At 44.7% G+C, this 13698-nt stretch carries 12 protein-coding genes; 5 read left to right on the top strand and 7 right to left on the bottom strand.

Features of this window, described 5'->3' with window-relative positions; translation table 11 throughout:
* Nucleotides 1–36: 36 nt before the first annotated feature.
* From mraY to mraZ, 6 genes are all read right to left on the bottom strand, one after another.
* The gene (mraY, locus tag AC1EK4_RS07720) at nt 37–1305 is read right to left on the bottom strand and encodes a phospho-N-acetylmuramoyl-pentapeptide-transferase (protein WP_036896119.1); all 1269 of its coding nucleotides are present in this window, start codon (nt 1303–1305) and stop codon (nt 37–39) included.
* Nucleotides 1306–1366: 61 nt separating this feature from the next.
* Complete coding sequence (locus AC1EK4_RS07715) at nt 1367–2818, bottom strand: UDP-N-acetylmuramoyl-L-alanyl-D-glutamate--2,6-diaminopimelate ligase (RefSeq protein WP_480357705.1); 1452 nt, start codon at nt 2816–2818, stop codon at nt 1367–1369.
* Between the two features lie 68 nt (nt 2819–2886).
* Complete coding sequence (locus tag AC1EK4_RS07710) at nt 2887–5043, bottom strand: penicillin-binding protein (protein WP_480357703.1); 2157 nt, start codon at nt 5041–5043, stop codon at nt 2887–2889.
* A 7-nt stretch (nt 5044–5050) separates the two neighbouring features.
* Complete coding sequence (locus AC1EK4_RS07705) at nt 5051–5500, bottom strand: FtsL-like putative cell division protein (protein WP_156431012.1); 450 nt, start codon at nt 5498–5500, stop codon at nt 5051–5053.
* On the bottom strand, nt 5497–6516 hold the full coding sequence (rsmH, locus tag AC1EK4_RS07700) for a 16S rRNA (cytosine(1402)-N(4))-methyltransferase RsmH (protein WP_480357701.1): 1020 nt from the start codon (nt 6514–6516) through the stop codon (nt 5497–5499). Before rsmH ends, AC1EK4_RS07705 begins: the two co-directional genes overlap by 4 nt.
* A 79-nt stretch (nt 6517–6595) precedes the next feature.
* The gene (gene mraZ / locus AC1EK4_RS07695; protein WP_062432520.1) at nt 6596–7042 is read right to left on the bottom strand and encodes a division/cell wall cluster transcriptional repressor MraZ; all 447 of its coding nucleotides are present in this window, start codon (nt 7040–7042) and stop codon (nt 6596–6598) included.
* A gap of 323 nt (nt 7043–7365) precedes the next feature.
* Between mraZ and glsA the strand changes: the two genes are divergently transcribed.
* From glsA to cdaA, 5 genes are all read left to right on the top strand, one after another.
* Nucleotides 7366–8193, top strand: coding sequence for a lyso-glycine lipid O-acyltransferase GlsA (gene glsA, locus AC1EK4_RS07690; RefSeq protein ID WP_036896108.1), 828 nt, complete (start codon nt 7366–7368; stop codon nt 8191–8193).
* A 20-nt stretch (nt 8194–8213) separates the two neighbouring features.
* Entirely contained in the window at nt 8214–9206 is a 993-nt protein-coding gene (glsB, locus tag AC1EK4_RS07685; RefSeq protein WP_062432517.1) for a glycine N(alpha)-acyltransferase GlsB, read from the top strand.
* A 155-nt stretch (nt 9207–9361) separates the two neighbouring features.
* Nucleotides 9362–9868 carry a hypothetical protein gene (locus tag AC1EK4_RS07680; RefSeq protein ID WP_036896104.1) on the top strand — a complete coding sequence of 169 codons (507 nt, stop codon included), beginning with the start codon at nt 9362–9364 and terminating at the stop codon, nt 9866–9868.
* 354 nt (nt 9869–10222) lie between these two features.
* Nucleotides 10223–11059 carry a dihydropteroate synthase gene (folP, locus tag AC1EK4_RS07675; protein WP_480357699.1) on the top strand — a complete coding sequence of 279 codons (837 nt, stop codon included), beginning with the start codon at nt 10223–10225 and terminating at the stop codon, nt 11057–11059.
* A complete protein-coding gene (gene cdaA / locus AC1EK4_RS07670; RefSeq protein ID WP_036896101.1) occupies nt 11049–11813 on the top strand; it encodes a diadenylate cyclase CdaA in 765 nt (254 codons plus the stop codon). Before folP ends, cdaA begins: the two co-directional genes overlap by 11 nt.
* 16 nt (nt 11814–11829) lie before the next feature.
* Here cdaA and AC1EK4_RS07665 read toward each other — a convergent pair whose 3' ends face one another.
* Entirely contained in the window at nt 11830–13584 is a 1755-nt protein-coding gene (locus AC1EK4_RS07665) for a GNAT family N-acetyltransferase (RefSeq protein WP_036896100.1), read from the bottom strand.
* Between the last annotated feature and the right edge of the window lie 114 nt (nt 13585–13698).

Here is a 13698-nt window from a genome sequence, read left to right as displayed (position 1 = left end):
TATTAGTCTGCTTAGACTGTTGAGTCTAGTGGATTGTTACCTGATTTTTAATGTGATAATAGTCAATGCTGCGAGGATAATAGTGATAATCCAAAAGCGTATTGTAATCTTGGCCTCGTGCTTGGCACCATGTGGTCGCGAGATGAGGTAGCGGCATTCAGGGTCTAGTTGGTCGTCGGTGGTGCGGAAGTTGTCGTGTATCGGCGTGCGCTTGAAGACGCGCTGCTTGATACCCTTACGCTTACCTAACTTGAAATAGTACACCTGTATAATGACGCTGAGGCTCTCAACAAAGAATATTCCGCACAAGATAGGCAGCAATAACTCCTTGTGTATGATGATGGCACCAACTCCGATGATACCTCCAATGGTGAGTGAACCGGTGTCGCCCATGAATACTTGAGCCGGATAAGCGTTATACCAAAGAAATCCGATGAGTGCTCCGACGAAAGCACACATGAATACCACCAACTCTTGGGAGCCGGGAATATACATGATATTGAGGTAGGAGGCAAACTCGATATGACTGCTCACATAGGCTAAGATACCCAGTGCGACGCCTATGATGGCCGAGTTGCCGGCGCACATTCCGTCCATTCCATCGTTCAAGTTAGCTCCATTGGACACGGCCGTGACCACTAAAATAGTCATAATGACAAAGAGTATCCAGCCGGCTGCAGTTTTATATTGACCGCAAAAGCTCATGATACGTGAATAGTCGAGGTTGTGTCCCTTGAAGAAAGGAATGGTGGTCTTGAGCGATTTACGACTGTCGGCACGGTGTTTGACCACGATTTCCTGTCCTTGTTTCTTTATTGCGATATTCTCATTGACCTTGACGTCGGGCGACATCCATAATACCAATCCTACGATAAGGCCTATACCAATCTGTCCGATAATCTTGTATCTACCTTTGAGACCCTCTTTGTTGCGATGGAAAATCTTGATAAAATCGTCCATTCCACCGAGGAAACCGAGCCAAAGGGTGGTGATAATCATCAAGATGAGGTAGATGTTGCGGAGTCGACCGAGTAATAATACGGGGATAAGTATGGCAACAATGATGATGATACCGCCCATTGAGGGAACACCAATTTTCTTGGTGCCGAACGGGTCGATGCTTGCATCTCGCTGGGTCTCGGTGATTTGCTTCTTCTTCAGGTAAGCAATGAACTTCTCACCGAACCATGCTGAGATGGCCAAAGAGAATATGAGAGCCAGTAAGGCACGGAAAGAGATGTAGCCCCAGAGGTGTGAACCGGAGATACCATATTCTTCTAGAAATCTGAAAAGATAGTATAGCATAGTGTATTGTTTCTTGGGTTGATACTTAGTCCTATTGGTCTAATGGGGCTAATCGTTTTTATTAATTGTTGAAAATCTCTTTTACAATCTCGCGATCATCGAAGTGGTGCTTTACGCCCTTGATGTCTTGATAGTCTTCGTGACCTTTTCCGGCAATGAGAATCACATCGCCTTTTTTCGCCATCATGCATGCTGTGCGGATGGCTTCTTTCCGGTCTACGATGCTGACAACTTTCTTGAGTTGTTGATTATTAAGTCCGGCGAGCATGTCGTTGATGATATCCTGTGGCTCTTCAAAGCGAGGGTTGTCGCTTGTAATGATGACCTTGTCGCTTTGTTTCGCAGCTTCTTGCGCCATTAGTGGACGTTTGCCCTTATCACGGTTACCACCTGCACCGCAAACGGTAATCACTTGTCCCTTTCCATTGAGCACTTCGTGGATGGCGTTGAGTACATTCTCGAGGGCATCGGGGGTATGGGCATAGTCTACGATGGCCGTAAATCCTTCGGGAGAATGGATGGGTTCGAGACGACCGCTAACGCTATGGAGTGTGCTCATGACCACCAATACGTCTTCAGGTTTTTGTCCTAGCATGACGGCGGCGCCATAAACGGCCAACAGATTGCTCACGTTGAATTTGCCAATGAACTGTACGCCTACTTCACGGCCGTCGATTTCGAGATACATTCCTTCGAAGTGGCACTCTAAGATACGCGCTCTGAAGTCGGTCATGCTGCGCGTGCTGTAGGTTTTGATAGCCGCTTTGGTGTTTTGAACCATCACCATGCCGTTCTTATCATCGGCATTGGTAATGGCAAAAGCGTCTTTACCGAGACCATCGAAGAATGCTTTCTTGGCATCACGATAGTTTTCGAAAGTCTTGTGATAGTCCAAATGGTCGCGTGTAAGGTTGGTGAATAGGCCGCCAGTGAACTTCAATCCTCCGATACGTTTCTGTGCAATGGCGTGAGAAGAGCACTCCATGAATGCATATTCACAGCCGGCTTCGACCATTTTACCGAGCAACATGTTCAGCTCAATGGGGTCGGGAGTGGTATGATCTGTAGGAATTGCCTCGTCTTCTATGTAGTTACAAACGGTCGAGAGAAGCCCACATTTATAGCCTAACTTACGAAACATATTATATAATAAGGTGGCTATGGTGGTTTTCCCGTTTGTTCCGGTGACACCGACGAGCTTCAGTTTGTGCGAAGGATTGCCGTAAAATAAGGTCGCTACTTTGCCTACTGCATCTTCGGTAGATTCCACTTGCACATAAGTGATGCCTTCGGTGGGTTGTTCGGGCATGTCTTCGCAGAGCACGGCAACTGCCCCTAGCTCAATGGCTTTGGGTATAAACTTGTGTCCGTCGACCTGTGTGCCCCTCATTGCAACGAACAAATGACCCTTTGCAATGCGTCGTGAGTCGATGTTTACTCCTGTGATGTCAACGTCGGCATTGCCTTCCAAGCGGATAGGCTTGACGTTTTTCAGTAATTCTGTTAGTTTCATTATCTTTCTTATCATTGTAGATGAGTGTGCAGATGTTTTGGTTTCTGTCTCTCACCTTATATTTATATTCACTCTAAAGTCAGTACAATTTTTTCTTTCTTGGCTATCTTGTGACCGGGCTCGAGTGATTGTTTCACTACTTTTCCGCGTCCGGTGAGGTAGGTTTTCACCCCTCTGCTCTCCAATAAGAATACCGCATCGCGGGCTCCCATGTTGTGTACGTCGGGTATAACGCGATGTCCGTAGGTCTTCTCGCGTGTCAAATTCACACTGTTCTTGCTTTGAATACGAGCCTTTCCCCATATAGGATTCCCGTCAGCATACGATCCTCCCCATCCTTTATTGGCGCTAATGCCTAGATGAGACAGCACATAATCAGCGGCCAATATATTGCCTGCCTTTACATCGGGGACGAAGATGGAGGCCGAATCGCGTGCGTCCGTCACGTGAAGTTTCAGACTTTGAGCCATAATACCTTCTGCAATATCGTGGAATACTACTCCGCTCATGCCGCCACCCGATGCCGGTAGGCCACTCTTTTGGATGCAAACGATGCAACTATAGCGCGGTGCATCGTCGGGGAAGTAGCCTGCGAAGCTCAACAGATAGTTGGTTTGACCGGTCTTATAGCCTCCTGCACCTTGCGAAATTTGTGCCGTACCAGTCTTACCTGCCACTCTGAAAGATGGCGAACCGGCTTTCTTACCTAGTCCTTGACTCACAACGTGATCCAATATAGTCTGTATTTCGTGCAAGGTCTTGTCGCTACAAATACGTGGACGCATCACTTGTGGTGGGAAATCCATGATGACTTCGCCATTTTTTACGACTTGTTTGACGAATCGCGGACGCATCATTCGACCGTTGTTAGCTATCGTATTATAGAATGTAAGGGTCGAAATAGGCGGTATCTGCGTTTCGTAACCGATGCTCATCCATGGCAATGAGGTTTTACTCCAGTTGGTATACTGTCCACGGCTGTTCTTTTTAGGCATTCGTATACGTGCCGTGGTGGCACCGACAAGCGGTATATGCAGATTGTCGGCAAGTCCTGTACGGTATATTCCACGTATAAACTTTTCCGGATTGTTATGGTAATGGTCGTCAATAATGCGACTTACACCGATGTTTGAACTGTACATCAGTGTTTGGGGAAGTGTGATGAGCCCGTAACCGCCGCGTCGCCAGTTATGGTCTTTCATCTCTCTGCCGTACATAGGCCACACTCCGCCGGCCGTCTCTACGGTATATGAGGTGTCTACCATGCCGTCTTCGAGAGCTACCATGATGGAAGCGGGCTTGAAAACAGAACCGGGTTCGAGCAAATCGCTCACTGCATGGTTGTGTATTTCGCGGTATTCGCCATCCACACATTTCTCCATGTTCACGATAGCTTTGATGTCGCCGGTAGCTACTTCCATTACGATGGCTACACCGACATTGGCATTGATGAACTTCAACTCGTCGAGTAAGGCGCGTTCGGCCAAGTCTTGCATACTCACATCGATGGTTGTTACGATGTCGGCACCATCTATTGGAGGTGTGTCCATGATGTCAAGGAACTTGTTAAGCACCTTGCGACGGTGGATGATACCGTTTGTTCCACGTAGGATGGAGTCATAAGAGAGTTCCAATCCAAATCGCGCGGTATCTTTAGCACCAAACATCGTACCGATGGTACGGCCTGCCAAAGAACCAAAAGCCCGCTTTCTAGCGTTGAATTCTTCGTAATGGAATCCACCTTTATAAGATGTAAGTTTGAATACAGGGAGAGCTTTCACCTCGGTAAAAGTGTTGTAGTCAATGCGCTTACTCCATATCGGCCAGTTCCTACTCTGCTTGCTTCTGCCTTCAGCCAACTCGCGTTTGAATGCCGATGCAGGTTTTTCGGAGAAGATAGCAGCTAATCCTTGGCAGATAGAATCCTCTTTTTCATCCCACAGTGAATCATTACCGGCGTCGCTTAGTGCCTTGAAATCCATGTAAATCTTGAATTCCGGAAGCGAACTAGCCATCAGTTGACCGTCGCAACTTAGGATGTTTCCTCTGACAGGCTTCACGCTTACACTGTCTTTTTTGACGCGTTCGGCCACCCGCATCCAGTAGTCTCGCTTCGCAGTCATGAGGTATAGCGTCTTCCCAATCACCGCAAGAGCTATCAATGTCATCACGATGGCGATGGCACTGTAGCGAGGCATTATCTTCTTATATTCAAATTTACTCATGAATCACTTATTTCCCGTCGGGCACATTGATGATATATGGGGGTTGGCTAGCTATCTTTAGTGTGCTGTCGTTGCTGTTTTTGAGCATCTCCAGTACATGACTTTCGCGACAAAGTTCCGTCAGATTACTGCTGCTCGATAAGGCTTTATACTTCGTATCTTGCAGTTGTTTGTTCAAACGGTCTATCTCTATCAGGTCTTTCTGTACACTGTAGCGATTTGCTGTGTACACGATGGCAAAGAAAGTGATAAGCAGAAATACCCATATTTGGCGTCGAATGGCTTGTGTAGTCAATATGTCGCCACCCAACACTTTGCGCAGTGTGAAGTCGGAAGAGTGGGGAGCTTCGTCTTCATTGGCCTGCTCCTCAATGGTTTCTTTAAGAGATAAACCTGTATCGGTATTCTCTATAGCTTCTTTCTTCTTTATGTCTATGTCTTGTTCTGTCTTGTTCATCTCTTTGCAGCAATTCTTAATTTGGCGCTACGACTACGTGGGTTAACTGTTTGTTCATTGTTGTCGGGTACTATCACTTTGTTGTTGACGAGTGTGAAAGGTGTCTCTATGCGGCCATAGAAGTCTTGTATAATTTTCCCCTCTACGTTCCCGGCCTTCATAAAGTTTTTTACGATACGGTCTTCCAAACTGTGATAGGTAATGACCGACAGTCTTCCACCTTCGCATAGCAGTTCGCTTGCGGCTGTCAACATTTCTTTGAGTGCATCCATTTCGTGATTCACTTCTATGCGTAGGGCTTGAAACAAGCGTGCCATATCTTTCTTTTCACGTTCGCGTTTGAACAAGGGTTCCATCACGGCTAGAAAATCTTGTGTTGTATCAATGCGTTTCGTAGCTCTGCTCTTGACGATGGCTGAGGCGATACGATACGAGCTTTTCAATTCGCCATACAAATAGAAGATATCAGCCAACTTCTCTTCCGGGTAGTCATTTACAATGTCTGCGGCCGTCATACCAGCTCTTTTGTTCATTCGCATATCGAGCGGGCCGTCGAAACGGAATGAGAATCCGCGAGTCTCATCGTCGAAGTGGTGACTCGAAACGCCCAAGTCGGCTAGTAGTCCGTTTATATGTTCCACACCATAATAGCGCATCCAGTTCTTCAAATATCTGAAGTTGGAACGTACAAAGGTGAATCGTGGGTCGTCGGTGAATCTTATAGCTTGTGCCTCATTCCCATCTTCTGACTGGTAGATGTTTTGCTCGGCATCGGCATCTTGGTCGAAACTGTATAAATGAGCATCTTGTGGCAATCGCGAAAGAATCTCTCTGCTATGACCACCACCGCCAAATGTAACATCAACATACACCCCGCCATCGTGAATGTTTAGCCCATCGATGCTGGGATGGAGCAATACAGGGGTGTGATATAACACCTCTCCCTCTCTTTCTCCCAAGGAGGAAGGGGTGTTATTGGTTGTTGATCTTGTTTGATGATATTTGGTTTTTGCCATATATTTGTTTCTTATGTCCTTTGCTATCTCTTTTGGTGAGAGAACCGGAGAAAATTGCTATGGGTGGTATTTTGTATCTTTATTCTTCTTTTCCCATAGCTTCCAGCGCTTTTCCAAACTCTTCGCTGTTCATAAAAGGCCTGTCGTCAGCGCGTCTACTCCATATTTCGATGGTATCATCCATGCCGATAAACTTGATTTCTTGCTCAATATCGGCCAACTTCAGATACCGTTTTGGAATCAGAAAACGCCCATTCCCATCGAGCGTCAGTATCTCTACGTCGGATACGAACTGTCTAAAGATTTGCTGGTCTTTCGCGTTCCAGCGGTTTAAACGTTGACGTAAGAAGTCAAGTTGTGCGTTCCAAACAGATTCTGGATACAATACCAAGCAGGGCTGGAATACATCTTTGCGCATAATGAGGCTTTCTTCGCCCGATGCTTGAAGCACCTTGCGGAATGTAGCCGGCAGAAAAGCTCTGCCTTTGGCGTCGGTTTTAGCCTCTATGTTACCTAAAAAGCGCATGCGTTCTTATATAATATGAAATTTCGCATCAAAGATACATAAAATTCCCCATTATTCTCCACTTTTCCCCACAAATCTTTTTTAAACTCTCGTTTTTTGTTTTTAATGCTGTAGTGACGCGCTTTGAAAGCTTTGATTTTTTGTGGTTGAAAACACCATTCTCCATAGGTGAAAAGGCGCTTACTTTGCTGTTAATGCTTAGCTTTTTGTGTGTGGTGATGTCGTACATCTTACATTCGTCAAAAAATAATAATAAAAAACAGACTAAATGTAACTTATTTAAAAAACTTATGTTATTTTTGCATGTAGTTAGTGTTAGTTGAATGAGTGAAAGTATAGAGAATACTATCGATATTGATGATATTCTGAAAAGCAAGATGGGAGCAAAGGTTAAGTATGTTCCCGGCTTTGTTGTTTCGTGGCTCAAGCACATTGTTCATCAAGACGAGGTAAACCGTTATCTTTGGGAAAGCCGGGATAAAGTGGGAACCGAGTGGCTTGAAGAATGTGTTCGGTATCTTGATATGACACTCGACATCGTTGGCGTGGAGAACTTACCCGATAAAGACGATGGAAAACTCTACACTTTCGTATCCAACCATCCCTTGGGAGGTGCCGATGGGGTAGCATTAGGTTCTATCATCGGGCGGCATTATGATGGTCGTTTCCGCTATTTGGTAAACGATTTGCTGCTCAATCTGCCGGGATTGAAGCCTGTAAGCATTGGTATTAATAAGACAGGAGGTCAGAGTCGCAACTTTCCCGCGATGGTAGAAGCGGGTTTCCAAAGCGATAATCACATGTTGATGTTTCCTGCAGGACTTTGTAGTCGCAAGATAGATGGGCAGATACACGACATCCCGTGGAAAAAAACATTCATCTCAAAGAGTGTGGAATATCAGCGAGATGTAGTGCCTATTCACTTCGGTGGACAAAATTCTGAAAAGTTTTATCGCATTGCTAATACCTGTAAAGCGCTCGGATTGAAATTCAATGTAGCCATGTTGTTTTTGGTCGACGAGATGTACAAGAATGTGCATAAGACTTTTCGGGTAGCTATAGGAAAACCTATTCCTTGGCAAACTTTTGATAAAAGCAAATCTTCGATGGAATGGGCGAAATTTGTCGAAGACCGTGTTTATGAACTATAATAAAGACCAAATAAGAGCAAATGGAAGAAGAGATTATCCAGCCTGTCAGTAAAGAGTTGCTCAAGAGCGAATTAACGCCCGACAAGCAGCTCCGTATGACCAATAAGAGTCACAATGAAATCTACATTGTTACGGGCAACGACTCTCCTTATGTAATGCGCGAGATAGGGCGATTACGTGAAATTGCTTTCCGTACTGCAGGTGGTGGAACGGGTAAGTCGATGGATATCGATGAGTTTGATGTAGGCGATAATTGCTACAAACAGTTGATCGTGTGGAATCCCGATGCCGATGAGATTATCGGAGGATACCGTTATCAGTATGGGGCTGACTGGAAATTGAACGATAATGGGCAACCGGCTTTGGCCACAAGTCATATGTTCCACTTCTCTGATGAGTTCATCAAAAACTATATGCCGTACACGGTTGAGCTAGGACGATCGTTTGTTTCGCTTGAATATCAGAATGTTCGTACGAACACGAAATCTATTTTTGCACTCGATAATCTGTGGGATGGGCTAGGCGCGTTGACGGTTATCAATCCCAAACTGAAATATTTCTTCGGTAAGATGACGATGTATCCTTCTTATATCCGTCGTGGTCGCGATATGATACTTTACTTCTTGAAGAAGCATTTCGATGATAAAGAGCGTCTCATATTACCGATGAAACCGCTCAAAATAGAGACTTCTGATGAAGAACTAAAGGCAATATTCACAGAAACTGATTTCCGTGCAGATTATAGAATATTGAATCGCGAGATTCGCAAGTTAGGTTATAATATTCCTCCATTGGTAAATGCTTATATGAATCTCAGTCCGACAATGAAGTTATTCGGCACTGCTATCAATTATGGATTCGGTGATGTGGAAGAGACCGGTATCTTGATAGCAGTCGATGAAATATTGGAAGATAAGCGAGTTCGACATATTGATAGCTTCATCAAGGAACATCCGGAAGCTCTAAAAATCACAAGTGGTGCAAACAATGTGATTTATAAAGATAAAGATTAAATAAATAAGGGTGATGGTACGTGGATGTCCATCACCCTTATTTGTTTTGATAGGGAACTATTATTAAGTTTGTTTCCTGATTTTTAATACAGGCTCGTCCTGTGATTTGTATTGGAAATTCTTATATTTGCAAATAGTTCCTTAGTGATTTGCAAATGAAAAAGATTTTAATAGCCTTTACTTTGTTTGTTGTTATATGCCTATTGGTGCAATGGTTGATGCCCATAGGTGATAGAAGACCGTTTCCTCAGGCATTTCGAGAAGGTATGAATGCGGTGAAATGGGTTAAATTTGTAGATTCTAATTATTGTTATACCTTTATGTATCCTTCCTTCTTTGTACGCGAAGAGCGAACGGATGGCTCTGTGGCTTTTGGCTATCATGCCCACGAAATGAACGTCATATTGGAAAGCAAGGTGTCTGATGCGGACGATCAACGGCGATTGGAATACATTCGTGAGGGCGAAATGGAGGATTTAAAAGATTATCGTTACTATTTACATGGTATTCAACGAGGTGGTAAACTCTATTCTCTCGCACTCTATTATCCTGCAGAATACCGTCATTGTATGCAACGTTTGATATGGAAAGTAAAAACTTGGAAGTGCGATACCATTAGGTTGCGTATGCCGGATAAAGAGACTTCGCTGATTAAAAAGTAATGATGATAGTCTATCGGCGGCTCCCTCTCCTTGAGAGAGGGATGGGGAGAGGTTTCTGCAGCGGCTCGGCAATATTGCTGTCTCGGCTTTTCAGCAATGCTGTTTGGGCTTCGCAGTATCGCTGAAGTGCCTTTGCAGTGAATTATTTTTGTTGTTTTCGTGCTTTTTTCTTACTTTTGTCGTTATATAAAAGATTTAAGTTTCGCATGTATGCTCAACTTTAGAGTTATCGGGAGTTAAAGGGAGTTAGGAGGAGTTATCGGACAAATGTCCGTTATCTCCGGTTACTTTCCGTTATCTCCAATCAATTCTAAGCTATGCATAAACTTGCGAAAGTCAAATAAAAAAGCTGTCATGGACTATACAATCAATGTACGTGGTCAACTCATGGACCTTTCTACGCCGAAAGTGATGGGCATTGTGAACATCACACCTGATTCTTTTTTTGAAGGAAGCAGGAAACAAACCGAGGCTGAGATAGCCGAACGTGTGCAACAAATTGCAAAAGAGGGCGGTTCCATCGTGGATGTAGGAGCTTTTTCTACACGTCCCGGAGCATCGGAAGTAAGTGAAGAAGAGGAGGCGCGTCGACTACAGTTTGCATTGGAAATTGTACATCGCGAATGTCCGGAACTACCTATTTCGGTAGACACTTATCGCCCCCGTGTGGCGCGAAAGTGTGTAGAAGAGTGGGGAGCCGACATTATCAACGATGTATCGGAAGGCGGATTGACAGGTATCGTAAATCAACCTATCCACGAAGATGAGAGTATGTTTGCTACTGTTGGAGAGTTGAAAGTACCTTATATCTTGATGTCTGTGAAGCCTACATTGAAAGAAATGTTGATAGCTTTCGCCGATGAAGTACAGCTATTACGCGATTTTGGAGTGAAAGATATTATCCTTGATCCCGGTTATGGGTTTGGGAAAACGCTGCAACAAAACTATCAATTGATGCAAGAAGCAGAAAAGTTACAGGTATTGGAACTACCGATTTTGGTAGGAATATCGCGTAAATCGATGATTTATAAATTGATAGGTGGAACACCATTGACCTCGTTGAACGGTACCACGGTGCTGAATACGATTTCTCTCATGAAAGGTGCCGGCATCTTACGCGTACATGATGTGAAAGCAGCGATGGAATCGGTAAAAATTGTAAATGAACTAAATATGTCTTATGCCCTTTGACTTTGGAATAAAAGATGTAATTGACATCTTTCTAGTAGCGCTGATACTCTACTATATCTACACCTTGATGAAGGAGAGCCGTTCGCTGAATGTGTTCATCGGAATCATGGTATTCGTACTCGTTTGGCTTTTTGTGAGTCAGGTATTAGAGATGCGTCTGCTCGGAGCTATCCTCAATAAGTTGGTGAGTGTGGGTGTTATCGGACTTATTGTGCTCTTTCAAGAAGAGATACGCAAGTTTCTTTATACCCTTGGAGCACATCAACGATTCAAGAGAATCACTAAGTTTTTTACCAGCAGGGATGAGACGAAGGTAGATAAAGAGTCGATAATTCCGATTGTTTTGGCTTGTATGAGCATGTCGCGCGGTAAGGTTGGTGCCCTCATGGTGATAGAGCGTGGGGCTCCTCTTGATGATATTGTGGCTACGGGCGATGAGATTGATGCTAATATCAACCAACAGTTGATAGAGAATATATTTTTCAAGAACTCGCCATTACACGATGGTGCCATGATTATATCGAAGAAGCGCATCAAGGCTGCGGGGTGCATCTTGCCTGTTTCTCACGACTTGAATATTCCCAAGGAGTTGGGATTGCGCCACCGGGCGGCCATGGGTATATCGCAAAGCAGCGATGCCATTGCCGTAGTCGTGTCTGAAGAGACAGGTCGTATATCCGTTGCTATCAAGGGAGAGTTCCATCTTCGACTCTCGGCAGAGGAATTGGAGAGCATCTTAACACAAGAGATGTAAAGATGCTCTCGGTATTTTAGTTCAACATAAGCTCCATTTCCGCCATTTCATCGGCAAAAATGAATTCTGCCAGTTGAGCCATTCGCATAACCGTTGCGTTTGAATCCGGTTCATCGGTCTTTCTTACTTGTCCATTCTCGATGATGTAATAAGCATTATTCATCGGTATGTCTCGGTCGTGCTTGACACGTATTGAGCACTTGGCATCGGGATGTTGCTCGGCCCATAATTGCAATGCCAGTTTGGCATTGATGATGCGTAGCATACCGGGAATAGGTTCTGTGGTTGGCTTGTAGTGTTCGCCTGCCAGTCGAATGTCTTCTTGTGCCACGGCCAGTTGTTCTTCACTATGTAATAATGTACATGTACGCTCGCGTTGACGCTTGTCGTATTCAGCGAAAGAAACAGTTGCCGCATCGGTCGGGTTGGGCTTACATGTGATGCAACGGGCGTAGCCTTGTTTGCCATACCAGTCGTAGAGCCATGGCTCGGCAGGTATCAATGTGGCGAAGATTACATCGTGATGGAACAGATTGAAGTGGGCTTGAGCCATCAAGTTGCTGCCGATATTTTGCTTTCGCGATTCCTCTTCCACGCTCACTCCGCTGATATAAGCCGTCTTAGCCTCCGTTCCGTGATAGAGAAGTGGGTAAGGCAAGGTTTGTAGAGCGGCCGAAACATGGTAATCGAGTTGGCAACAAATGTTGTATTCGGGGCGATATACGCGGTCGAAATAGAGTTTGATGAACGCGTCGGAGTCGTGGAAAGTGTCTTTCCACAGCTTCATTACTTCTTCCTTGATACGACCTTGGTCTTCAAACTGAGCCAGTGGACGTTTTTCCATGATGACGTTCTTTTCCAAGAGAATATCCGGTTTGTAGCTCAGTTTGGCTCTACGGAGTCCCTCGTCGCCCATATCTTCTTCGCGATTGATATAGATATATTGTTCTGGAATATGTTTGGCAAACTCTTGATTGATGATGGTAAAAGCTCCCTCGTAGTTGGTATCTGCCTTTTCTACGCATACATCGAACGTCGTTTGGTTGATAGGCGTGCCGTAAGTGAAAGCTATCAACTTGTCATCTACCCATATCGTGCCGCCCATTAAGCCCAGTTCGTCCCAGTGGTCGAACGCCCTTGTCATCGAACGCATCTCGCTATAGATGCTATGTCCTTCGGTATCATCCTCTTGGCCGGCTCGCCATTCACCCGCCAGTCGTTGACATTCAGGTATCATGTCGGTGGTGAGTGCACGATATTCGTAGTCGGGATAGAGACTTTTAAACTTGTTGATGTGGTTTCGTTTGCTCTGTAATTTCTTGCCGGAAAGCGTTATCAACTTGCTTCGCAGATAGATATAATCAGAGTAATCGCGGTCGGGGGTGATGCTGAATGTATCTGGAAATGCATTTTCAATGATGTCTACGCAGAAGTTACACACTCCTAACATCAAGAAAGGATGACCCATAGCGATGGAATCGTTGCGTATTTCGCGAATCACATGAGCCGAGCATTCATCGCAAATCTCTACCTTCCGTTTTCCATCGGCGTCGATTTTAGCATGTGGAATAGGCATCATATAGGCCAAATGCTGACCTGTATAAAATCTGAAAACAAGGAAATCGTCTACGATTGTCCACTCGGTGTTATATAGAAATCGCCAACTGAAGATGTTGGCAAATGACAAATCGCAGTTTTGGCGTTCCCCCAAGAGGGTATAATCCTGAATAATCTGCTTGTCGGCAGTGGTCAAAGCTTTGAATTTTAACATGTAATCGAAATGATAGTTTCGTTCTTACAAAATTATGTTTTTTTATCCGATAGACAAATACTGTGTCATTTATTTTTGTTAATTTTGCAAAGTGGGAGTGGCAAAACGGGCTGT

The organism is Prevotella sp. C0026C3 (genome assembly GCF_056590795.1).
This window is presented reverse-complemented; position numbering and strand designations above follow the sequence as displayed.